The following is a 22,329-nucleotide window of genomic DNA, read 5'->3' as shown; positions in this document are numbered from 1 at the left end:
GTCCGCATGATCTTCTCCGCCTTCGAGCGCATGGTCGCCTTCCGCTATCTGCGCGCGCGCCGGCAGGAGGGGTTCATCTCGGTGATCGCCGGCTTCTCGCTGCTGGGCATCGCGCTCGGCGTGGCGACGCTGATCATCGTCATGTCGGTGATGAACGGTTTCCGGGCGGAGCTGCTGGGCCGCATCCTAGGCGTAAACGGCCATCTGACGATCTTCGCGCAGCAGGGGCCGCTGACCGGCTATGCCGGCATGGTCGATCAGGTTCAGCTGGTCGAGGGTGTGACGATGGCCTTCCCGCAGGTCGAAGGACAGGTGATGGCAACCGCCAATGGCGTGGCCTCCGGCGCGCTGGTGAAGGGCATGCGGCGCGAGGATGTACAGCGCCGCGCACTTCTGTCGAACGCCATCATGGCGGGTTCGCTGGATGCGTTCGAGGGCAATGACGCGGTGATGATCGGCACGCGCATGGCGCAGCGCATGAACCTGACCGTCGGCAACCAGATCACGCTGATCAGCCCGCAATCGAATCCGACGGCCTTCGGCTCCATCCCGCGGCTGAAATCCTACACCGTGGCCGCCCTGTTCGAGGTCGGCATGTACGAGTACGACAACAGCTTCATTTACATGCCGATGGAAGCCGCGCAGACCTTCTTCAGGCTGGGTGACGCGGTAACCGGCATCGATATCCTGCTGGACGATCCGGATGCCGTGCGCAGCCTGCGCGAGGCGATCACGACCGCCATCGGTCCTGGCAAGCGGCTGTATGATTGGCAGCAGGCCAATTCCAGCTTCTTCACCGCGATCCAGGTGGAACGCAACGTCATGTTCCTGATCCTGACGCTGATCATCCTGGTGGCGGCCTTCAACATCATTTCCAGCCTGATCATGCTGGTGAAGGACAAGGGCCGCGACATAGCGGTGCTGCGCACTATGGGCGCCTCCCGGGGCATGATCATGCGCATCTTCTTCATGACCGGTGCCTCCATCGGCGTGGTCGGCACGCTGGCCGGCTTCGTGCTGGGGCTGCTGTTCTGCCTGAACATCGAGACCATCCGGAAGGGCGTCGAGTTCCTGACGGGGACCGAGCTGTTCTCGGCGGAAATCTATTTCCTCTCGCGCCTGCCGGCCAAGGTGGATACCAGCGAGGTGATTACCGTCGTGCTGATGGCACTGATCCTGTCTTTCCTGGCGACAATCTATCCGGCCTGGCGTGCGGCGCGGCAGGACCCGGTGGAGGCGCTGCGCTATGAGTGAGACGCCAGCCTTGGAACTGCGCAGGGTCGTCCGCCGCTTCGAGCAGGCGGGCCGTCCGCTGGAGGTGCTGCGCGGCGTCGATCTGATCGTGCAGCCGGGAGAACTGGTAGCGCTGGTCGGCCCGTCCGGTGCAGGCAAATCGACGCTGCTGCAGATCGCCGGATTGCTGGAACGGCCAACCTCCGGCGACGTGCTGATCGGCGGCCATTCCTGCGGGACCATGGGCGACGATGCGCGCACCGGGATGCGCCGCCACTCCATCGGATTCGTCTATCAGTTCCATCATTTGCTGCCGGAATTCTCTGCGCTGGAAAATGTCGTGCTGCCGCAGCTGATCGCCGGTCTCAACCGCAAGGAGGCGGAGGACAGGGCGCATGAGCTGCTGGCCATGGTCGGACTGGCCGAGCGCGAGGATCACCGTCCGGCGCGGCTGTCCGGCGGCGAACAGCAGCGCGTCGCCATCGTGCGCGCCATGGCCAATGTGCCGAAGTTGCTGCTGGCCGACGAGCCGACCGGCAATCTCGACCCGCACACCGCCGAGGATGTGTTCGGCCATCTGACGCGCATCTGCCGGGCGGTACGGCTGGGCGCGCTGATTGCCACCCATAATCTGGAGCTGGCGGCGCGCATGGACCGGGTGCTGGAAATGCGCGACGGTCTGGTTGTAGAACATAGTCGCTAGATACACTTATTGCGTGCATTCAATAAGAGTACTTGCTACCCTGTGATGGCAATCGGGGAGCAAGCTCATGCTGCGCATGCGTCCACTCTCGAACAGGCCAGTCGCCGGGCACCGACCCGGCATGGGGCAGCAGCGCGGCCGCGTGCTGCAACGGCAGATCGTGGCACCCGGTGGTCTCGGCGGCCTGCATGGCCAGTCGCAGGAACTGACGAGTATCGTCAATCAGGTGAACCGCTATAACCGGGTCATCAATGCGTTGACCGGGTCGCAGCGCTTGCAGCTGATGAGCACCCTGCGCGGGCACCTCTATAACTGGCTTGTCGCCAATCCGCTGCATCCTGACCGCGATGTCATCCTCGACCTGCTGAACCAGGTGAGGGCCGAGCATGAACGCCAGACCATGACCCTTCAGGGCGGCGGCGCCATCTATGTGCGCAACGATCCGCAGAACGATGTGCAACAGCTATGGACTCGACTGGTGAATGGCGGCGGCAACGTCATCATCGAGAATCGCGATTACGGACAGTTAATTCTCAATGGGGCCAATGTTCAGGTGGTCGGGTTTCGTGACCGGGTCCTAAGTGCCTTCGCGACGCTGCTGGAAAGGCCGGAAGGGCAGAAGCTCGTCCGTAAACTTCTGAACAGTCCGCAAACTGTCCGGATCGTTCCGCTGACAAATCCGACCGAACAGGCAATGGCCATGCTGCAGCGGCGGGTCACGGAACGTATTCGGCAAAGGCAGCAGTTTGTGATTGGCGGCGGCGGGGCGGCAGATGCGGGACATGCCGGTGATTCACCAGGGATGACATTCGTCGATCCTGTTCCTTTCATCGGTGCGCAAGGTTTCAATATTGATGGCTATATCGGCGCAAGGAACGACGCTTTCGCAAACATGGATGTTACCGGACGACCTGTGGCTCCACTGGGTGGTGGAATACCACAAGGAACCGGAGCGATAGTCGCCATCAATCCAAACCTAGACGATGCGAATATCTTTGCGTTGAACGCGCAAGATGGTCGGCCGCTGCTGTCGCCGGTATTCTTGGTGCTTGCCCATGAGCTGCTGCATGCAAAGCGGATGATGCGTGGAAGGTCGCGTACTGGTTTGCCGCCGCATATTGCCTTCAGAAATGCCGAGGAATTTCGTGCCATCTCAGGCGGCAACACGAGCGAGAATTCCCTTCGTGCTGTTTATGGGATCGGCGCCCGATTTGGCCACATGGCTATGCCGAGGGCCGATCTGCCACCAGCGATCCCCGGTCAGCTCGTTCTCTATCAGCCACCGCCGATGGTAGGAGGCGGCCAGCTCGTGCCCTATCAGCCGCCACCACAAGTTCCTCACCAGATGGCCCTTGTGCCATACCAACCGCCCGGCAACGGCCAGATCGTCCCTTACGTAGCACCGCCGCAGGCGCCGCAGCAGCTAGCACTGGTACCGTATCAGCCGCAGCAAATGGCGCTGATACCCTACAGGCCGCCGATAGCACGCCAGCCTCTGGCGATCATGCCGCCGCCGCAGCAACTCATGTTGGAATGGCACTAAAACAGCAATATCTTGTGTGTAACATCTGGGGATAACCCAAATGTTGCCAAACTGTTCCCGCTGACCATCGGGCGTCCGCATGGAATCATGTCGTCATGTCCAGCCATGCCGATTTCGTCCATCTGCGCGTCCATTCCGCCTATTCGCTGTCGGAAGGCGCGCTGAAGATCAAGGAACTGGTGGGGCTCTGCCAGGAGCACCGGATGCCGGCGGTGGCCGTCACCGACACCGCAAACATGTTCGGTGCACTGGAATTCGCCGGCGCCGCGACCGGGGCAGGCGTGCAGCCCATCATAGGCTGCCAGATCAACCTGCGGCGCGAGCAGAAGACTGACCCGCGCCTGCCGAACGGGAATGGCAATGGCCATGCCAGCCCGCCGCCGGACCAGCTGGTGCTGCTGGTGCAGGATGAGATTGGCTATCGCAACCTAATGAAGCTGGTCAGCAAATCCTTCCTGGAGACGCCGACCGGCGAGCTGCCGCAGATCGCTTTTGCCGATCTGGAAGCCCACAATGCCGGCCTGCTGTGCTTTACCGGCGGTCCGGCGGGGCCGGTCGGCCGGCTGCTGCTGGAAAGCCAGCGCGACGCTGCGACGGCGATGATGAAGCGTCTGGCAGAGTTATTCCCCGGCCGGCTCTACGTCGAGCTGATGCGCCACGGGCTGAATGCCGAGCGCCGCATCGAGGGCAGCCTGCTGGACCTCGCCTATGCGATGGATTTGCCGCTGGTCGCCACCAATGACTGCTTCTTCGCCAATGCGGCGATGTACGAGGCGCATGACGCGCTGCTTTGTATTGCGGAAGGCACCTATGTCGTCGAGGAAAAGCGCCGCCGGCTGACGCCCGAGCACCGCTTCAAGTCAGCCGCCGAAATGCGCGCCCTGTTCGCTGACCTGCCGGAGGCGGTGGACAACACCGTGCAGATCGCCCGGCGCTGCGCCTATTTCCCGGAAAAGGTCGCGCCGATCCTGCCGCCCTATGATACCGGCGAGGGGCGCGACGAGGCTGCCGAGCTGCGGGTGCAGTCAGCGGAGGGGCTTGAGCGCCGGCTGGAGCTGCATGTCTATACGCCGGACATGGATGAGACGGCCCGCGAGGCAGCGGCGAAGCCTTACCGCGATCGGCTGGAGTTCGAGCTGAACGTCATCGTCCAGATGGGTTTCCCCGGCTATTTCCTGATCGTTGCCGATTTCATCCAGTGGGCGAAGGACAAGGGCATCCCGGTCGGGCCGGGCCGTGGCTCGGGCGCTGGCTCCGTCGTGGCCTGGGCGCTGACCATCACTGACCTCGACCCGTTGCGCTGGAACCTGCTGTTCGAGCGGTTCCTGAACCCCGAACGCGTTTCCATGCCGGACTTCGATATCGATTTCTGTCAGGAACGGCGCGATGAGGTCATCCGCTACGTTCAGGACAAGTACGGCTACGACAAGGTCGCGCAGATCATCACCTTCGGTAAGCTGCAGGCCCGTGCCGTGCTGCGCGATGTCGGGCGCGTGCTGCAGCTGCCCTATGGCCAGGTGGACCGCATCACCAAGCTGGTGCCGAACAATCCGGCCAACCCGGGCCCGCTGCCGGTGCCCAGCGCGGGCTCGCCGGCGCTGCAGCGCCTGCGCGATGTGGCCCCCACGGTCGGCCTGCTGATCTCTTTGGGGGTGAAGGTGTATGGGCGGTATCGCCACGCCTCCACCCATGCCGCCGGCGTGGTGATCGGCGACCGGCCGCTGGACGAGCTGGTGCCGCTGTACCGTGACCCGCGCTCCGACATGCCGGTCACGCAGTTCAATATGAAATATGTCGAATCGGCCGGGCTGGTGAAGTTCGACTTCCTGGGGCTGAAGACGCTCTCCGTCCTGGCGATGGCGGAACGGCTGATCCGGCAGCGCGGCATCGAGATCGACCTGACGACGATCCCGCTGGAGGATGAGAAGACCTTCAGAATGCTGAGCCGCGGTGATGCGACCGGCGTGTTCCAGCTTGAAAGTTCGGGCATGCGCGATGTGCTGCGCAAGCTGCAGCCCGACCGGTTCGAGGACATCATCGCCGTGGTGGCGCTGTACCGCCCCGGCCCGATGGACAACATCCCCAGCTACATCAATCGCAAGCACGGCACTGAGGCGCCGGACTATCTCTATCCCAGCCTGGAACCGATCCTGACCGAGACCTACGGGATCATGATCTACCAGGAACAGGTGATGCAGATCGCCCAGGTGCTGTCGGGCTACAGCCTTGGCGCCGCCGACCTGCTGCGCCGCGCGATGGGCAAGAAGATCAAGGAGGAGATGGACGCCCAGCGCAAGCTGTTCGTCGATGGCGCAGTGGAGCGCGGCGTGCCGGCCAACAAGGCCTCCGACATCTTCGATCAGGTGGCGAAGTTCGCCGGCTATGGCTTCAACAAGAGCCACGCGGCGGCCTATGCGCTGGTGGCCTATCAGACCGCCTATCTGAAGGCGAATTACCCGGTCGAGTTCCTGGCCGCGTCGATGACCTTCGATATGGGCAATACCGACAAGCTGAACGTGTTTCGCCAGGAACTGCAGCGCCTCGATATCGCCCTGTTGCCGCCGGACATCAACCGCTCGGAGGTGGTGTTCTCTGTCGAGCGCGCTAAGCCGGAGGACAAGGGCGCCATCCGTTACGCCCTGGCGGCGGTGAAGAATGTCGGCGCGCAGGCCATGGGGCTGCTGATCGAGGAACGCCGCAAGGCCGGCCCGTTCAAGAGCCTGGGCGATTTCGCGCAGCGCGCCGATCCGCGCAGCCTGAACAAGCGGCAGCTGGAAAATCTGGTGGCCTCCGGTGCCTTCGACGGGCTGGAGCGTAATCGCGCGAAACTCTATGAGGGGCTGGAGGTGCTGCTGCGCCATGCCAGTGCCGCGGCGCAGGACCGCGTCAGCGACCAGGTCAGCCTGTTTGCCGGCGCCGCGACCGAGACTCCGACCATTCCGCTGCGCGAGCGGCCGGACTGGCCGATCCTGGAGAAGCTGCAATACGAGTTCGATGCGCTGGGCTTCTACCTGTCCGCGCATCCGCTGGATGCCTATGGCACGTCGCTGCAGCGCATCGAGGTCATCGAGTCCGCGAACCTGCTGCCATTGCTGTCGGCCAGCGGCGGCTCCAAGCGGGTGAGGCTGGCCGGCAATCTGGTCAGCAAGCAGGAGCGCATGTCGAAATCCGGCAACCGCTTCGCCTTCGTGACGCTGACCGACCGCAGCGGCGTGTTCGAGGTCACTTTGTTCTCGGAAATACTGGCCACCAGCCGGGAGCTGATCGAAAGCGGCCAGCCGCTGCTGGTCACCGCCGATGCCAGGGCGGAAGGGGAGAGCTACCGGCTGCTCGCCAACGCCGTCGAGCCACTGGACCGCGCCGTGGCGAACGCGGTGACCGGGCTGAAGGTGTTCCTGCGGGATGAGGCGCCGCTGCCGCATCTGAAGACCCTGTTCCAGACCCAGGGACAGGGCAGGGGGCGGGTGCGCTTCGTGCTGGACATCGAGGAGCAGGAGGTGGAGCTGGTGCTGCCCGGCAGTTACCAGATCAATGCCGGCATGCGCGCCGCCATCAAATCCATTCCCGGCAGCGTCGATGTGCGCGATATTTAGGCACGGTCATCCTCCTTTCACTTGCAAAACAAGCCTTACAGGTCTATAGCACCGGCCAATCTCGCACGCGGGTTCGCGGCCGAGGCCGATAGGTCACGGTCGCTCCGGTGTCAGGAGATGGGGTCACCCTCATGCTTCTGGCGTTCGCCCGCGGAGGATTAACCGGAAAATGACAGGATACCTAACGCTATGACTCTGCCCACTTTCTCCATGCGCCAGCTGCTTGAGGCCGGCGTGCATTTCGGCCATCACACCCGCCGCTGGAACCCGAAGATGGCGCCGTTCATCTTCGGCGTGCGCAATGGCGTGCACATCATCGACCTGGAGCAGACGGTGCCGATGCTGCACCGCGCCCTGCAGGCGATCCGCGACGTGACCGCTCAGGGCGGCCGCGTGCTGTTCGTCGGCACCAAGCGCCAGGCGGCCGAGAAGATCGCCGAGGCGGCTGCGAAGTCCGGCCAGTACTACGTCAACCATCGCTGGCTCGGCGGCATGCTGACCAACTGGAAGACCATCTCGCACTCGATCAAGCGCCTGCGCGACCTGGACGAGCAGCTGGCCGGTGACACGCACGGCCTGACCAAGAAGGAGCTGCTGAACCTCACCCGCGAGCGGGAGAAGCTGGATCGCGCCCTGGGCGGCATCCGCGAGATGGGCGGTCTGCCGGACGTGCTGTTCGTGATCGACACCAACAAGGAATCGATCGCCATTCAGGAAGCCAACAAGTTGGGCATCCCGGTCATCGCCATCCTGGACAGCAACTGCGATCCCGACGGCATTGCCTTCCCGATCCCGGGCAATGACGACGCGATGCGCGCCATCGAGCTGTATTGCGAGCTGGTTTCCAGCTCCGTGCTGGACGGACTGCAGGCCGAGATGATCGCCAGCGGTGCCGATATCGGCGCTTCCGAGGAGGCGCCCGCCGAGGCGCTGCCGGCCGCCGAGGCCGCTGCCGAGGAGACCGCTCAGGCTTCTGCCTAAGCCGGTTTCGACAGGGGATACGGATCGGCGGCCTTGTGCCGCCGCTCCTTTTACGACCATCGGATTTTGACGCCACGCGCGCGTCCGCTGCGCGTCGGCAGGGAACTCAAGAGGAAGGAAGAGATCATGGCCGAGATTACCGCCGCCCTCGTCAAGGAGCTTCGTGAGAAGACCGGCGCCGGCATGATGGATTGCAAGAAGGCGCTTACCGAGACCGCCGGCGATCTGGAAGCCGCCGTTGACTGGCTGCGCAAGAAGGGTCTTGCCGCCGCCGCGAAGAAGGCCGGCCGTGTTGCCGCCGAAGGCCTGGTCGGCGCTGCCGCCGATGGCGCCAAGGCTGCCATCGTCGAGGTGAATTCCGAGACCGACTTCGTCGCCCGTAACGAGACCTTCCAGGGTTTCGTCGCGAAGGTCGCCGAGCTGTCGCTGGCCGCCAATGGCGACCTCGACGCGCTGAAGGCCACTGCCTATCCGGGCACTGGCCGCACCGTCGAGGAAGAGCTGGCGCACCAGATCGCGACCATCGGCGAGAACATGAATCTGCGCCGCACCGCGACGCTGGCCGTGCCGCAGGGCGTTGTCGCCAGCTACATCCACAATCAGGTGGCGCCGAACCTCGGCAAGATCGCCGTGCTGGTGGCGATGGAGTCCGCCGGCGATGCGGAGAAGCTGCAGGCGCTCGGCAAGCAGCTCGCCATGCATGTCGCGGCCACCAACCCGGCCTCGCTCGGCATCGACGATCTCGACCCGGCCCTGCTGGAGCGCGAGCGCAACGTGCTGATCGATCAGGCGAAGGCCAGCGGCCGCCCGGACGACATCATCCAGAAGATGGTCGAGGGCCGCATCCGCAAGTTCTACGAGGAAGTCTGCTTCCTGGAGCAGATCTTCGTGATGGACGGCAAGACCAAGGTGTCCAAGGTCGTCGAAGACACCGCCAAGGAGATCGGCGCGCCGGTGAAGGTGACCGGCTTCCTGCGCTTCGCGCTGGGCGAAGGCATCGAGAAGGAAGAGGGTGACTTCGCGGCGGAAGTGGCTGCTGCGGCCAAGGCGGGCTGATAGAAACGGTGGGCGCATCCTCCTGTCACGGAGGATGCGCTTGCACTTGTAACGCACGGCAGGAAGGTCGATAGTTTCGACCGCCTGCCGGCTTCGTATCCAGCTTGAGGAAAGGCCAGAGATGCCCAGCCAGAACACGGACGAGGACAAACCGCTCTATCGGCGGGTGCTGCTGAAGATTTCCGGCGAAGCCCTGATGGGCGACCGGGAATATGGCCTCGATCCCGACATGGTCAGCCGTGTCGCCTCGGAAGTCCGGTCGGTCTGCGAACAGGGTGTCGAAGTCTGCGTGGTCATCGGCGGCGGTAATATCTTCCGCGGTGTCTCCGGCGCCACCACCGGCATGGAGCGCGCGACCGCCGACTATATGGGCATGCTGGCGACGGTCATTAACTGCCTTGCCATGCAGAACGCGCTGGAGCGCTGCGGCGTCAGCACCCGTGTCCAGTCCGCCCTGCATATCCATGCAGTGTGCGAGCCCTATATCCGCCGCCGCGCCATCCGGCACATGGAAAAGGGCCGCGTGGTGATCTTCGCCGCCGGCACCGGCAACCCGTTCTTCACCACCGATACGGCAGCCGCGCTGCGCGCCACGGAAATGGGCTGCGATGCGCTGCTGAAGGCAACGCAGGTGGACGGGGTCTATGATTCCGATCCGCTGAAGAACAAGGATGCGCAGCGTTTCGACACGCTGAGCTATCTCGACGTGCTGTCCAAGGACCTGAAGGTCATGGATGCCTCGGCAATCTCGCTGGCACGTGAGAACAAAATCCCGATATTGGTGTTTTCCATTCACAAGCACGGGGCGTTCAGAGACGTCTTGTGCGGTCGCGGGCGCTACACGAAGATCACCGACTGAGCGGTGTGCCCGGAAGGCGATCCAGGTTTCGATAAAGTGGGAGGATTAACGTGGCACAGCCTGATCTGAAGGACATCCAGCGCCGGATGAAGGGTGCTGTCGAGGTTTTGCGGCAGGAATTCGGCGGTCTGCGCACCGGCCGCGCCTCGGTCAGCCTGGTCGAGCCGGTGACCGTGGATGCCTATGGCTCGCAGATGGCGCTGAACCAGGTGGCGTCGGTCAGCGTGCCGGAGCCGCGCATGCTGACGGTCCAGGTCTGGGACAACAGCATGGTCAAGGCGGTGGAGAAGGCGATCCGCGAGGCGGGGCTTGGCCTCAATCCGCAGACCGAAGGCAATGTGATCCGCCTGCCGATCCCGGACCTCAGCGAGGAACGGCGGCAGGAGCTGACCAAGGTCGCGGCGAAATATGCCGAGCAGGCCCGCGTGTCGATCCGCAATGTGCGGCGCGATGGCATGGACCTGCTGAAGCGGCTGGAGAAGGACAGCGAGATCAGCCAGGACGAACATCGCCGCTACGAGAAAGATATCCAGAAGATGACCGACGACGCCATCGCCGAGGTCGATCAGGCGCTGGCGGTAAAAGACAAAGAAATCATGCAGGTTTAAGTTCTGGCGCATTATGGCCGTCCTCGAAGACACCCAGGATCGTGAACCGCCGGTGCACGTCGCCATCATCATGGATGGCAACGGACGCTGGGCGATGGCGCGTGGCCAGCCGCGCAGCCTGGGCCACAAGCAGGGGGCGGAGGCGGTCCGCCGCAGCGTGCGTGCGGCCGGCGAGCTGGGGATCGGCTATTTGACGCTGTTCGGCTTCTCCAGCGAGAACTGGCGGCGGCCGGCGGGCGAGATCGACGATCTGATGGGGCTGCTGCGCTTCTACCTGCGTCGCGAGATTGCCGAACTGCATGGCAACAATGTCCGTTTCCGCATGATTGGTGACCGCTCACGGCTGGCGCCGGACATTGTGGCGCTGATCGAGAATGCGGAACGGCTGACCGCCGGCAATGGCGGGCTGGTGCTGACGATTGCACTCAGCTATGGCGGCCGGCAGGAGATTGCCCAGGCTGCCCGGGCGCTTGCGGCGAAGGCCGCGGCAGGCGAGATCGATCCGGCCGAAATCGACGAGGGGATGGTCGCCGATGCGCTGGAAACCTCCGGTATTCCCGATCCGGACCTGATGGTCCGGACCAGCGGCGAGAAGCGCATCAGCAATTTCCTGCTCTGGCAGACCGCCTATAGCGAGCTGGTTTTCCTCGATGTCCTCTGGCCGGATTTCGGCCGTGAGCATCTGGAAGAGGCGATCCGCGAGTTCCATCGCCGGGAGCGGCGCTTTGGCACAGCGGTCGGCTGAGCCGGTGGCCGGCAGCATATTCTCTTCCTTTTCGGAACTGCCCCGGCGTGCGCTTTCCGCCGCTGTGATCGCCCCGCCGGCCCTGGCGGCGGTCTGGCTCGGCGGCTACGCGCTGCTGGCCCTGGTTCTTCTGGTTTCCGTCCTGATGGGCGTGGAATGGGCGCGGCTGGTCGGCTATCGCGGCTATCCCTGGCTGGTGCGCGCGCTGGCCCTTGCCGCGCCGCAGCCGGTCATTGCCCTACTGATTGGGGGCTGGCCGATTGCCCTGCTTCATCTGCTCCTGCTGACGGGCGCGCTGTTTGCCCTGGTCGGTGCGCTCGACCGTGACGGCAGCAAACGATCCGGCCTGTGGTATGCCGCTGGCCTGCCGGTGCTCGGGTTGCCGCTGCTCTGCCTGGTGTGGCTGCGCGCGCAGGAGCCGCAGGGGGCGGAAACAGTGCTGTGGCTGGTCGCGCTGGTGATCGCCACCGATATCGGCGCCTATTTTTCCGGCCGGCTGATCGGTGGGCCGAAGCTGCTGCCCTCCGTCAGCCCCAAGAAGACCTGGGCCGGCCTGCTGGGCGGCATGACAGCGGCGGCGGGCATCGGCGCGCTGGCCGCAATCCTGGCATTCCTGGGTGAGGGCAGGGCGCCTGTGGCCGCCGTGGCGGCGCTGTCGGCAGTGCTGGCGGTGGTGGCACAGGCTGGAGACCTTGCCGAATCGGCGGTTAAGCGTCATTTCGATGTAAAGGATTCCGGGACACTCATTCCGGGACATGGCGGGCTGTTCGACCGGCTGGACGGGTTTCTGCTCACCCTTCCGGCCCTGGCCCTCCTGATTTCGCTGACGGGGATGAACGTGCTGCAATGGCGATGAACGAAGCGCAAATTTCCACGGTCCCGCGCCGCGTCACCGTGCTGGGCAGCACCGGATCTGTCGGCTGCAGCACCGTCGATCTGCTGCTGCGGGATCAGGAATCCTTCACTGTCGAGGCGTTGACCGCCGGCAGCAATGTGGCACTTCTTCTGAAGCAGACACTGGCCCTGCGGCCTGCTTTCGTCGCGCTTGCCGATCCCGCCGGAAAGGACGAACTGGAGGCCGGGCTGGCCGGAACCGGTATTCAGTTCGCCGTTGGCCCGCAGGCGGTCATAGAGGCGGCGGAGCGGCCGGCCGACTGGGTCATGGCGGCCATTGTCGGCGCTGCCGGCCTGTCGCCGACGCTGGCGGCGATCCGGCGCGGCGCCATCGTGGCGATTGCCAACAAGGAATGTCTGGTCTGTGCCGGCGATCTGGTGATGGCCGAGACTCAGCGCAGCGGCGCGACCCTGCTGCCGGTCGATTCCGAGCATAGCGCCATCTACCAGGTCTTCGACTTCGACCGCCGCGACGGGATCGAACGGATCACGCTGACGGCGTCGGGCGGACCCTTCCGCGAAGCCGGTCTTGACCAGATGCGGAAAATGACGCCCACCGAGGCGTTGGCGCATCCGAACTGGGACATGGGCGCCAAGATATCGATCGATTCCGCCACCATGATGAACAAGGGGCTGGAGCTGATCGAGGCGCATTACCTGTTCGCGCTGCCCGAAAGCCGGATCGATGTGCTGGTGCACCCGCAGTCGGTCATCCACTCAATGGTCAGCTACATTGATGGTTCGGTACTGGCGCAGCTGGGTACGCCGGACATGCGCACGCCAATTGCCTACGCGCTGGGCTGGCCGCGGCGGATCGCCACACCGGCTGCCCGGCTCGATCTTGCGGCGCTGTCGCGCCTGACCTTCGAACAGCCCGATCCGCAGCGCTTCCCTGCGTTGCGACTGGCTCGCGCTGCCTTGCAAAGCGGGGGAGGCGCCCCTACTATCCTGAATGCCGCCAATGAGGTTGCCGTCCAGCATTTTCTCGACCGCCGTATCGGGTTCCTCGATATTGCAGACATCGTGGAAGAGACGCTTTCGGACATTGACGGCGGGCGAATGACCAGCCTGGCCGAGGTACTGGAACTGGACCGGCGTAGCCGGGAACGTGCCAGCAATCTCGTCGTGCGCTGCGTGGCCAGGTAGAATGATCGCTCCCCGATCAAGGGCGATCATAACATTCGATAATATGCGTTCCGCAGCCTGCTAGGTAGTTTCATGGATTTGATTTCCGGCTTCGTCGACTACGTCCTGCCCTTCGTCCTCGTGCTGTCGGTGCTCGTCTTCGTGCATGAGATGGGGCACTTCCTGGTCGCGCGATGGAACGATGTGCGGGTCGAGGTGTTCTCGATCGGTTTCGGGCCGGAAATCTATGGCTGGACGGCCAAGAGCGGGACACGCTGGAAGATCAGCGCCGTGCCGCTGGGCGGTTATGTGAAGATGTATGGCGATGCGGACCCGGCCAGCTCGCCGGACGCCTCGGTGGCGCACATGACACCGGAGGAGCGCGCCGTCTCCTTCCATCACAAGCGCCTCGGCCAGCGCGCTGCCATCGTCGCCGCCGGTCCGGGCGTGAACTTCCTGTTTGCCATCCTGCTGCTGGCAGGTCTCTACAGCATCGTGGGTCAACCCTATACGCCGGCCGTGGTTGATCAGATCGTCGCCGGCAGTGCCGCCGAACGCGCCGGTCTGCGCACCGGCGACCGGATCAGCGCCATCGAGGGCACCGATATCAGCCGGTTCGAGGAGCTGCAGCGCTATGTGCAGGACCGGCCCGGCCAGACCCTCGCGCTGACGGTGGAGCGTGACGGCCAGCCGCTGAGCCTGTCGGTGGTGCCGGAGCCGCACACCCTGACCGACCGGTTCGGCAACGAGCGGCAGATCGGCCGGATCGGCATTCAGAGCAACCAGATGCAGACCGTGCGGCACAACCCGCTGGTCGCGTCCTGGGAGGCGGTGAAGGAAACATTGTTCCTGACCGGCGCCACCCTGAAGGCGGTCGGGCAGATCATCGTCGGATCGCGCTCGGCGGATGAGCTGGGCGGGCCGCTGCGGATCGGCCAGATGTCCGGTGAAGTGGCCCAGGGCGGCATCGTCCCGCTGGTCTGGTTCATGGCGATCCTGTCGATAAACCTTGGTCTTATAAACCTTTTTCCTATTCCGGTCCTTGACGGCGGGCATCTATTATTCTACGCCGCTGAGGCGGTGCGAGGGAAACCGCTCGGTCAGCGCGTACAGGAGTATGCGTCGATGGTCGGCCTCACCCTCGTGATCGCCTTGATGGTGTTCGCCACATGGAATGATCTGGTCCAGCTTCGGGTCGTCGATTTCATTGGCTCGCTGTTCAGCTAGGTCGGTTGCTCGTGAAGGATCGGGGTTTGTCGGTGTCGAAAGGCTCATTCAACGCTGTCTTGGTCGCCTGCATCCTTCTCTTCGGAGCGCTCGCCGCGCCCGCGGTGAAGGCGCAGAGCGTCGGTAACATCGCCAATATCCGGGTCGAGGGCAGCCAGCGCATCGATCCGAGTACGGTTATCTCCTATCTCAGCATCAAGCCCGGCGATCCGTTCAACGCCATCGCGCTTGACCAGTCGTTGAAGACGCTTTTCGCCACCGGCCTGTTCGCGGATGTCACGCTGCGGCGCGAGGGCAATGAGCTTATCGTCCGGATCGTCGAGAACCCGATCATCAACCGCATTGCCTTCGAGGGTAACAAGCGGATCGAGGACGATGCGCTGACCAGGGAGGTGCAGCTGCGCCCCCGCGTCGTCTATACGCGCACCAAGGTGCAGAACGACGTGCAGCGCATCCTTGACGTCTATCGGCGCAGCGGCCGTTTCGCTGCGACGGTCGAGCCGAAGGTGATCCAGCTCGACCAGAACCGTGTCGATCTCGTTTTCGAGATCAATGAGGGCGAGCGCACCGAAGTACGCCGCATCTCCTTCATCGGCAACAAGCGGTTCAGCGACCGGGCCCTGCAGGATGTCATTTCGACCAAGGAATCGGCCTGGTACCGCTTCTTTACCGGCGACGATACCTATGATCCCGACCGGCTGACGTTCGACCGTGAATTGCTGCGCCGCTATTACCTGCGCAACGGCTATGCGGATTTCCGAGTACTCTCCGGCATCGCCGAGCTGACGCCGGACAAGCAGGGATTTTTCGTCACCTTCACCGTGGAGGAGGGCGAACGTTACCGCTTTGGCAAGGTTGGGATCGACGCGCAGCTGAAGGGCCTGGATTCCAGCGTGCTGGACTCCCAGCTGACGGTAAAGGAAGGCGACTGGTACGACGCCAGCAAAGTCGAGCGCAATATCGATGCGATCACCGAACGGCTCGGCAATCTGGGCTATGCCTTCGTCGATATCCAGCCGCGCCTCAACCGTCATGCCGAGGATCGCAAGGTCGATCTGACCCTGGTCGTCCGCGAGGGGCCGCGCGTCTTCGTCGAAGAGATCAACATCAAGGGCAACATCCGGACGCTGGACAAGGTGATCCGGCGCGAGATGCGGCTGGTCGAGGGCGACGCCTTCAACACCCAGCGCATCCGGCGCTCGCAGCAGCGTCTGCGCGACCTGAACTTCTTCAGCAATGTGACGCTGGAGACGATGGAAGGAACATCGCCCGACAAGTCGAAGATCGAGATCGCGGTGGAGGAGCGCGCCACCGGCGAACTCAGCGTCGGGTTCGGCGTCTCCACGCGCGATGCGCTGCTGGGCGATATCCGTATCCGCGAACGCAACCTGCTTGGCCGTGGTCAGGATCTGAGCCTGGGCTTCACCCTGTCGGCACGCCGGCAGGAAATCGACCTGCGCTTCACCGAGCCCTATTTCCTGGATCGCGACGTGGCGGCGGGCTTCGACCTGTTCCGCGTCACCACCGACTATCAGGACGAGGCTTCCTACGATCTGGCCCGGACCGGCGGCTCGCTGCGGGCTACCTACAGCCTGATGGAAGATCTGCGGCACACGGTGCGCTACACCTACAGCGAGACTGAAATCCGCAACGTGCCTGACACGGCCTCGTTCTTCATCCGGGCGCAGGAAGGGCAGTCCAGCAGCTCGATCATCGGCAACAGCCTCGCCTACGATAAGCGCGACAGTAAGATCGATCCGCGCGACGGCTATATCGTCACGCTGAACAATGATGTGGCGACGCTGGGCGGCGATACGCGCTATGTCCGCACCGTCCTGCAGGGCGGCTACTACTTCCCGGTGGGCGAAACCTGGGTCCTGTCCACCAATGCGGAAATCGGCAATGTCACGCCCTATGGCGATGAGGAAGTCCTGATTGCCGACCGTTTCTTCCTGGGCGGTGCCAAATTGCGCGGTTTCGAGTATGGTGGCGTCGGTCCGCGTGATCGCTCGACGGGTGATTCGCTGGGTGCCGAGAATTACTACGCCGGCAGCGTCGAACTGCTGTTCCCGCTGGGTCTGCCCCGCGAGATGGGTGTGCGCGGCGGTGTGTTCAGCGATTTCGGCTCCGCCTGGGATGTCGCGGCATCCGGACCGAACATCGCCGACGTGAATTCGATCCGCGCCAGCGTCGGCGTCAGCTTCCTTTGGGAATCGCCCATGGGGCCGTTGCGGCTCGACTTCGCGGCACCGGTGGTCAAGGAAGAGTTCGACGAGACCGAAATCTTCCGCTTCAGCTTCGGGACACGGTTCTAATCATGCTTAGTTTTATTGCCTTCCGTCGGATCGCCTGCGTTCTGATCCTGGGGGTTGGTGCCCTGGTCATGCTGCCGCCGCAGGTTCATGCGGCGGACCCGCTGCCGCAGTCCCGCATCGCCTTCATCGATGTGCAGGGGGTGCTGCGGGCCTCGGAAGCGGCGCGCACGGTGCGTGACCAGATCGAGGCGCAGCGTTCCCGCTATCAGGAGGAAATCTCCAAGCAGGAGCGTGAATTGCGTGCCCTGGAGCAGGAACTGGTGCAGCAGCGTTCCGTGCTGGCCCCGGACGCCTTCCAGCAGCGCCGCCAGCAGTTCGAGCAGCGCGTGGCGGAAATCCAGCGCGCCGTGCAGGCCCGAAAGCGCCAGCTTGATGAGGGTTACGCCCAGGCGATGGAGCAGGTGCGCATTGCCCTTGTTGAGATCGTTGCTGACATCGCGAAGGAACGGCAGGCGACCGCTGTGCTGTCGAAGTCGGCCATCGTGCTGGCCGAAAAATCCATCGACATTTCCGAGGAAGCGCTGAACCGGCTGAACCAGCGCCTGACCTCCGTCACCGTGAAGCTGCCCGCGATCCAGCAGCAGTAAGGGGACGGAAGGCATGGCCGATCCGCGCTTCTTCCATACCGCACCGCCCAAGAGTCTGGCGGAACTGGCAGAGATTGCCGAGGCGACGCTGGCCCCGGGCACCGATCCCGCGCGGCTGATCGAGGATATCGCGACGCTGGAGGCCGCAGGGGCGGCCCATATCAGCTTCCTGGGCAACCGGAAATATGTTCCGGCCTTCCAGGCCTCCAAGGCAGGCGCCTGCCTCGTGGAGCCCGCGCTTGCCGACAAGGCACCATCCGGCATGGCGATCCTGCTCTGCGCCAAGCCAAGGCGCGGCTTCGCGCGAATCGCTGCGGCCTTCCACCCGGAACTGGCAGCCGATTCCGGCATCCACCCGAGTGCCGTCATCGACCCCAGCGCGGAGATCGGCCCGGGCTGCCGCATCGAGGCGCATGTCGTGATCGGCCCCGGCGTGACGATTGCCGCCGGCACCCGCATCGGTGCCAACAGCGTGATCGAGCGCGGCGTCTCCCTGGGCGAGAACTGCATCATCGGGGCGAATGTCACGCTCAGCTACTGCCTGATCGGCGACCGGGTGCTGATCGCCGCCGGCGCGGTGATCGGCAATACCGGTTTCGGCTATGACCTTGACCCCAGCGGCCGCGTGAAGGTGCCGCATCTGGGGCGTGTCCTCATTGGCGACGATGTGGAGATCGGCGCGAACGCGACGGTCGATCGCGGCAGCGGGCCGGACACCGTCATCGGGCGCGGTACCGTGATTGATAATCTCGTGATGATCGCGCATAACGTCCAGATCGGCGAAGGCTGTATCATCGCCGCCCAGAACGGGATTGCCGGCAGCGCGCGGCTTGGCAATTACGTGACCTTCGCGGGCCAGGTCGGCGTCGCCAACCATGCGAAGGTCGGCGACGGCGTGGTCGCAGCGGGGCAGACGGGCATCACCAACGATGTGGAGTCCGGCGCCATCGTCGGTGGCACGCCGGCCATGCCAATCCGCGAGTGGCGGCGCCTGGTCGGCATGCAGCGGCTGATGCTTAAGAAAAGGCAGGTTAACAAGGACAACGGCGAATGAATGATATCGCGGGCACAAAAGGGGTGGCGGAGGAGATGAAGGAGATTCGCGTCGAGCGGATCATGGAGATGATTCCCCATCGGTATCCGATGTTGCTGGTGGATCGGGTGATCGACGTGGTGCCGAACGAATCAGCGACCGGCGTGAAGAATGTCTCCATCAACGAACCCTTCTTCGTCGGGCATTTCCCGCGCCGTCCGGTGATGCCGGGCGTGATGATCGTAGAGGCCATGGCCCAGACCGCCGCCGTTTTGGTGGTCGCCACCCTGGGTGCCGAGGCCGAAAGCAAGCTCGTGTACTTCATGTCAGTGGACAAGGCGCGGTTCCGCCGGCCGGTGACGCCGGGCGACACGCTGCATATTCATGTCACCAAGGAACAGAGCCGCGGCCCGGTGTGGAAATTCTCGGCCGTCGCCAAGGTCGATGGCGCCGCCGTGGCCGAGGCAACCTATACCGCGATGATCATGGACGATTGATGACCGGCGCCAGCGCACCCGCGATTCACCCGACCGCCATCGTCGATCCCAAGGCAGAGCTGGGGGCTGGGGTTTCCGTCGGCCCCTACAGCGTCGTCGGGCCACATGTCCGGCTGGATGACGGCGTGGAACTGCATTCCCATGTCGCGGTGTCGGGCCGGACGCGGATCGGCGCGCGCACGCGCATCTTTCCCTTCGCCTCCATCGGCAGCGCGCCGCAGGATCTGAAATACAAGGGCGAGCCGTCGGAGCTGGTGATTGGTGCGGACAACACGATCCGCGAGCATGTCACCATGAATCCCGGCACCGAGGGCGGCGGCATGCTGACCCAGATCGGCGATGGCTGCCTGTTCATGGTCGGCAGCCATGTCGGCCATGATTGCCGGATCGGCAACCGGGTCATCCTGGCCAACAACGCCACGCTGGGCGGGCATGTGACCGTCGAGGACCACGCCATCCTGGGAGGGCTGTCGGCGGTGCATCAGTTCTGCCGCATCGGCCGGCATGTGATGGTCGGCGGCATGACCGGTGTCGAGCATGATGTGGTGCCCTATGCCATGGTGATGGGCAACCGGGCCTGGATTTCCGGCCTCAACCTCGTCGGGCTGAAGCGCCGCGGCTTTGGCCGGGACACCATCAAGGCGCTGCGCGATGCCTATGCGCTGCTGTTCTCCGAGGGCGGCACCTGGGCCGAGCATATCGCGCAGGTCGCGGCACGACATACCGACGATCCCGCGGTGCGGGAGCTGGTCGAGTTCGTGCAACAGGATTCCTCCCGTGGCTTCTGCCGCCCGCAGGCGGAAGGGAAGGGCAATGCCCGGTCCGGCGACGACGCATGAGGCCGCTCCGGTAACGGACAAGATCGGCATCGTGGCCGGCGGCGGAACCGTTCCCGGCCAGCTTGTCGCCACGCTGCGTGACCGTAGTCACCCGTACTTCATCATCGGCCTCGAAGGCCAGGTACAGCCGGAGACGCTGGACGGAACGCCACATCTCGTCGTCCGGCTGGGTGCTGTCGGCACGGCTCTTGACGCGCTACGCCGCGAAGGCGTGCGCCGGCTGGTCTTCGCCGGCTCGGTACGTCGGCCCTCGCTCGCCGAATTGAGGCCGGATTGGACGGCGACCCGGCTGATCGCCAAGATGGGGCCGAAGATGTTCCTGGCCGGCGACGATGCGCTGCTCTCGGCCGTAGTGAAGGTTCTGGAAGGCGAGGGGTTTACCGTGGAACGCGCGGACAGGCTGCTGGACGGCCTGCTCGCCGGCGCCGGCTACCTGGGCCGGCACCGCGCCGATGCGGCGGCGGAGGCCGATATCGCGCGCGGCGTGGCCATTTTGCGCGCGCTGGGACCGCTCGATGTCGGGCAGGGTGTGGTGGTGCAGCAGGGGCTATGCCTCGGCATCGAGGCCATTGAGGGCACCGATGCACTGCTGGCTCGGGTCGGACCGCTGCGTCGTGATGGCGGCGGCGGCGTGCTGGTGAAGCTGCGCAAGCCCGGCCAGAATGAGCGCGTCGATCTGCCGACCATCGGCGTGGCCACGGTGGAGGCGGCGGCAAGGGCCGGTCTCGCCGGTATCGCCGTGGATGCCGGTGGTGCCTGGATCGTGGACCGCGCGGCGGTGATTGAGAGTGCCGACCGGCTGGGCCTGTTCGTGAAGGGGATCAGCGGAGACGCAGCATGAGCGAGGCGCCTGCGCCGCTGATCTTCATCATCGCCGGGGAGCATTCCGGCGACGCTCTAGGGGCGAAGGTGATGGCGGGCCTGAAACAGGCCACGGGCGGCCATGTCCGCATCGCCGGTATCGGCGGCCCGGAGATGGCCGCACAGGGGCTGCAGAGCCTGTTTCCGATGCGGGAACTGGCGATCATGGGCCTGCTGGAGGTCATCCCGCATATTCCCCGCGTGCTGCGCACGATCGACGAGACCGTGAAGGCCATCGAGGCAGCACGGCCCGATGCTGTGCTGACCATCGATGCGCCCGGCTTCTGCTTCCGCGTGGCGAAGAAGCTGCACGGGCAGGGCATTCCGCTGGTGCATCTGGTGGCTCCCACCGTCTGGGCCTGGAAACCGAAGCGGGCGGAGAAGATCGCGAAATTCCTCGACCATCTGCTGGTGATCCTGCCGTTCGAGCCGCCCTATTTCACCCGGCATGGGCTGGAGACCAGCTATGTCGGCCATCCCATTGTCGAGAATCCGGCCGGCGATGGTGCTGCCTTCCGCACCCGGCACGACATTCCGGCCGATGCAACGCTGCTGGCCGTGCTGCCCGGCAGCCGCCGTGGTGAGATCGACAGGCTGCTGCCGCCCTTCGCCGAGGCCGTGGCCCGGCTGGCGCAGCGGCATCCCGGCCTGCGGGTGGCGCTGCCGGCGGTCGATTCGCTGCGCGACCGGATATCGGAGGCTGTGGCCAACTGGCCGGTTCCGGTAACGCTCTGTGATGGCGCCAATGAGAAGGCCAATCTGTTCGCCGCCGCTGATCTGGCGCTGTCCGCCGCCGGCACGGCGGTGCTGGAGCTGGTGTTGGCCGGCGTACCGACCGTGGCCGCCTACAAGGTGAACCCGATCAGCTACCGGATCGCGCGCCAACTGGTCAGTCTGACGCGCTACACCCTGCCGAACATCCTGCTGGAGGTGGAGGTCGTGCCGGAGCTGATCCAGGCCGACTGCACAGCCGACCGCCTGGAGGCGGCGCTGGAAACGCTGCTCAGCAATCCGGCGGCGCGGGCGCGGCAGGTTGAAGCCGGTGTCCGGCTGAAGGAGATGCTGGGCGGCAACGACACCGCGCCCAGCCAGCGGATCGCCGACAAGCTGCTCGCAATTGCTGGCGAATGCGCTAAATCTAGGAACTGAACTTTCAACCGAAAACCAGAAAGGGAGTCCCATGTCCTCGACGATGACAGCGGAGCGTCCGGCAGTGGATACCAGCGGTTTCCGCATGCTGCACACGATGATCCGCGTGCTGGACCTCGACAAGTCCATCGACTTCTACACCCGCCTGCTGGGCATGAACCTGCTGCGGCGGACGGATTACGAAAGCGGCCGTTTCACCCTGGCCTTCGTGGGTTATGGCGATGAGAAGGCCAATACGGTGATCGAGCTGTCTCATAACTGGGACCAGGCCGAGCCATACACGATCGGCTCCGGCTTCGGCCATCTGGCGATCGGCGTGCCCGATATCTATGGCACCTGCGAGAAGCTGGCGGCGGAAGGCGTGAATATCCCGCGCCCGCCGGGGCCGATGAAGCATGGCGGCAGCGTCATCGCCTTCATCGAGGATCCCGATGGCTACAAGGTCGAGCTGATCGAGAAGAAGTAAGACCTCAGAAGATAT

20 protein-coding genes are annotated in these 22,329 nt (G+C 64.4%); all 20 read left to right on the top strand.

The window, feature by feature from the left end; genetic code table 11:
* Positions 1–6: 6 nt before the first annotated feature.
* The 20 genes from MK313_RS13100 to gloA all read left to right on the top strand — a co-directional run bounded on the left by MK313_RS13100 (position 7) and on the right by gloA (position 22,314).
* On the top strand, positions 7–1,254 hold the full coding sequence (locus MK313_RS13100) for a lipoprotein-releasing ABC transporter permease subunit (RefSeq protein WP_121217624.1): 1,248 nt from the start codon (positions 7–9) through the stop codon (positions 1,252–1,254).
* Positions 1,247–1,936: an ABC transporter ATP-binding protein gene (locus MK313_RS13095; RefSeq protein ID WP_287782067.1), complete on the top strand. Its 690-nt coding sequence runs from the start codon at positions 1,247–1,249 to the stop codon at positions 1,934–1,936. The genes MK313_RS13100 and MK313_RS13095 overlap by 8 nt, the downstream gene beginning before the upstream one ends.
* A gap of 67 nt (positions 1,937–2,003) precedes the next feature.
* Positions 2,004–3,479 (top strand): M91 family zinc metallopeptidase, encoded by a 1,476-nt coding sequence (locus MK313_RS13090; RefSeq protein ID WP_287782065.1) that lies wholly within the window; start codon positions 2,004–2,006, stop codon positions 3,477–3,479.
* Positions 3,480–3,574: 95 nt separating this feature from the next.
* Complete coding sequence (dnaE, locus tag MK313_RS13085; protein ID WP_287782063.1) at positions 3,575–7,072, top strand: DNA polymerase III subunit alpha; 3,498 nt, start codon at positions 3,575–3,577, stop codon at positions 7,070–7,072.
* Positions 7,073–7,261: 189 nt separating this feature from the next.
* A complete protein-coding gene (rpsB, locus tag MK313_RS13080; RefSeq protein ID WP_121217632.1) occupies positions 7,262–8,053 on the top strand; it encodes a 30S ribosomal protein S2 in 792 nt (263 codons plus the stop codon).
* Between the two features lie 126 nt (positions 8,054–8,179).
* On the top strand, positions 8,180–9,109 hold the full coding sequence (gene tsf, locus MK313_RS13075; RefSeq protein ID WP_121217634.1) for a translation elongation factor Ts: 930 nt from the start codon (positions 8,180–8,182) through the stop codon (positions 9,107–9,109).
* A gap of 121 nt (positions 9,110–9,230) precedes the next feature.
* A complete protein-coding gene (gene pyrH, locus MK313_RS13070; RefSeq protein ID WP_287782059.1) occupies positions 9,231–9,968 on the top strand; it encodes a UMP kinase in 738 nt (245 codons plus the stop codon).
* Positions 9,969–10,018: 50 nt separating this feature from the next.
* Positions 10,019–10,576 carry a ribosome recycling factor gene (frr, locus tag MK313_RS13065; protein WP_008944716.1) on the top strand — a complete coding sequence of 186 codons (558 nt, stop codon included), beginning with the start codon at positions 10,019–10,021 and terminating at the stop codon, positions 10,574–10,576.
* Positions 10,577–10,589: 13 nt separating this feature from the next.
* Positions 10,590–11,321: an isoprenyl transferase gene (locus MK313_RS13060; RefSeq protein WP_287782057.1), complete on the top strand. Its 732-nt coding sequence runs from the start codon at positions 10,590–10,592 to the stop codon at positions 11,319–11,321.
* Positions 11,322–11,325: 4 nt separating this feature from the next.
* Positions 11,326–12,177: a phosphatidate cytidylyltransferase gene (locus MK313_RS13055; RefSeq protein ID WP_287782055.1), complete on the top strand. Its 852-nt coding sequence runs from the start codon at positions 11,326–11,328 to the stop codon at positions 12,175–12,177.
* Positions 12,168–13,361, top strand: coding sequence for a 1-deoxy-D-xylulose-5-phosphate reductoisomerase (locus tag MK313_RS13050; protein WP_287782053.1), 1,194 nt, complete (start codon positions 12,168–12,170; stop codon positions 13,359–13,361). Before MK313_RS13055 ends, MK313_RS13050 begins: the two co-directional genes overlap by 10 nt.
* A gap of 72 nt (positions 13,362–13,433) precedes the next feature.
* A complete protein-coding gene (rseP, locus tag MK313_RS13045; protein WP_287782051.1) occupies positions 13,434–14,567 on the top strand; it encodes an RIP metalloprotease RseP in 1,134 nt (377 codons plus the stop codon).
* 104 nt (positions 14,568–14,671) lie between these two features.
* Positions 14,672–16,882, top strand: a complete 2,211-nt coding sequence (bamA, locus tag MK313_RS13040) for an outer membrane protein assembly factor BamA (RefSeq protein WP_287782049.1) — start codon at positions 14,672–14,674, stop codon at positions 16,880–16,882.
* 2 nt (positions 16,883–16,884) lie between these two features.
* Entirely contained in the window at positions 16,885–17,469 is a 585-nt protein-coding gene (locus tag MK313_RS13035) for an OmpH family outer membrane protein (RefSeq protein WP_287782047.1), read from the top strand.
* 13 nt (positions 17,470–17,482) lie between these two features.
* Entirely contained in the window at positions 17,483–18,523 is a 1,041-nt protein-coding gene (gene lpxD, locus MK313_RS13030; RefSeq protein WP_287782045.1) for a UDP-3-O-(3-hydroxymyristoyl)glucosamine N-acyltransferase, read from the top strand.
* Positions 18,520–18,999 carry a 3-hydroxyacyl-ACP dehydratase FabZ gene (gene fabZ / locus MK313_RS13025; protein WP_008944708.1) on the top strand — a complete coding sequence of 160 codons (480 nt, stop codon included), beginning with the start codon at positions 18,520–18,522 and terminating at the stop codon, positions 18,997–18,999. The genes lpxD and fabZ overlap by 4 nt, the downstream gene beginning before the upstream one ends.
* On the top strand, positions 18,999–19,838 hold the full coding sequence (gene lpxA / locus MK313_RS13020; protein WP_287782043.1) for an acyl-ACP--UDP-N-acetylglucosamine O-acyltransferase: 840 nt from the start codon (positions 18,999–19,001) through the stop codon (positions 19,836–19,838). The genes fabZ and lpxA overlap by 1 nt, the downstream gene beginning before the upstream one ends.
* Positions 19,813–20,679, top strand: coding sequence for an LpxI family protein (locus MK313_RS13015; protein ID WP_287782041.1), 867 nt, complete (start codon positions 19,813–19,815; stop codon positions 20,677–20,679). Before lpxA ends, MK313_RS13015 begins: the two co-directional genes overlap by 26 nt.
* A complete protein-coding gene (lpxB, locus tag MK313_RS13010; RefSeq protein WP_287782039.1) occupies positions 20,676–21,848 on the top strand; it encodes a lipid-A-disaccharide synthase in 1,173 nt (390 codons plus the stop codon). The genes MK313_RS13015 and lpxB overlap by 4 nt, the downstream gene beginning before the upstream one ends.
* A gap of 31 nt (positions 21,849–21,879) precedes the next feature.
* Entirely contained in the window at positions 21,880–22,314 is a 435-nt protein-coding gene (gene gloA / locus MK313_RS13005) for a lactoylglutathione lyase (RefSeq protein ID WP_287782037.1), read from the top strand.
* The last annotated feature ends 15 nt before the right edge of the window (positions 22,315–22,329 follow it).

This window comes from Oceanibaculum sp. (assembly GCF_022449305.1).
Lineage (GTDB): Bacteria > Pseudomonadota > Alphaproteobacteria > Oceanibaculales > Oceanibaculaceae > Oceanibaculum > Oceanibaculum indicum.
Note: the sequence above shows the minus strand (reverse complement) of the source record. Positions and strands in the feature narration are given on the sequence as shown.

Bases quoted from the DNA above. Each gene is read 5' to 3' on its own strand.
- tsf (WP_121217634.1), top strand. From the start codon at position 8,180: ATGGCCGAGATTACCGCCGCCCTCGTCAAGGAGCTTCGTGAGAAGACC.
- fabZ (WP_008944708.1), top strand. From the start codon at position 18,520: ATGAATGATATCGCGGGCACAAAAGGGGTGGCGGAGGAGATGAAGGAG.
- MK313_RS13060 (WP_287782057.1), top strand. From the start codon at position 10,590: ATGGCCGTCCTCGAAGACACCCAGGATCGTGAACCGCCGGTGCACGTC.
- MK313_RS13050 (WP_287782053.1), top strand. From the start codon at position 12,168: ATGGCGATGAACGAAGCGCAAATTTCCACGGTCCCGCGCCGCGTCACC.
- dnaE (WP_287782063.1), top strand. From the start codon at position 3,575: ATGTCCAGCCATGCCGATTTCGTCCATCTGCGCGTCCATTCCGCCTAT.
- MK313_RS13095 (WP_287782067.1), top strand. From the start codon at position 1,247: ATGAGTGAGACGCCAGCCTTGGAACTGCGCAGGGTCGTCCGCCGCTTC.
- MK313_RS13090 (WP_287782065.1), top strand. From the start codon at position 2,004: ATGCTGCGCATGCGTCCACTCTCGAACAGGCCAGTCGCCGGGCACCGA.
- lpxD (WP_287782045.1), top strand. From the start codon at position 17,483: ATGGCCGATCCGCGCTTCTTCCATACCGCACCGCCCAAGAGTCTGGCG.
- rseP (WP_287782051.1), top strand. From the start codon at position 13,434: ATGGATTTGATTTCCGGCTTCGTCGACTACGTCCTGCCCTTCGTCCTC.
- MK313_RS13100 (WP_121217624.1), top strand. From the start codon at position 7: ATGATCTTCTCCGCCTTCGAGCGCATGGTCGCCTTCCGCTATCTGCGC.
- lpxA (WP_287782043.1), top strand. From the start codon at position 18,999: ATGACCGGCGCCAGCGCACCCGCGATTCACCCGACCGCCATCGTCGAT.
- gloA (WP_287782037.1), top strand. From the start codon at position 21,880: ATGTCCTCGACGATGACAGCGGAGCGTCCGGCAGTGGATACCAGCGGT.
- rpsB (WP_121217632.1), top strand. From the start codon at position 7,262: ATGACTCTGCCCACTTTCTCCATGCGCCAGCTGCTTGAGGCCGGCGTG.
- pyrH (WP_287782059.1), top strand. From the start codon at position 9,231: ATGCCCAGCCAGAACACGGACGAGGACAAACCGCTCTATCGGCGGGTG.
- lpxB (WP_287782039.1), top strand. From the start codon at position 20,676: ATGAGCGAGGCGCCTGCGCCGCTGATCTTCATCATCGCCGGGGAGCAT.
- MK313_RS13015 (WP_287782041.1), top strand. From the start codon at position 19,813: ATGCCCGGTCCGGCGACGACGCATGAGGCCGCTCCGGTAACGGACAAG.
- MK313_RS13035 (WP_287782047.1), top strand. From the start codon at position 16,885: ATGCTTAGTTTTATTGCCTTCCGTCGGATCGCCTGCGTTCTGATCCTG.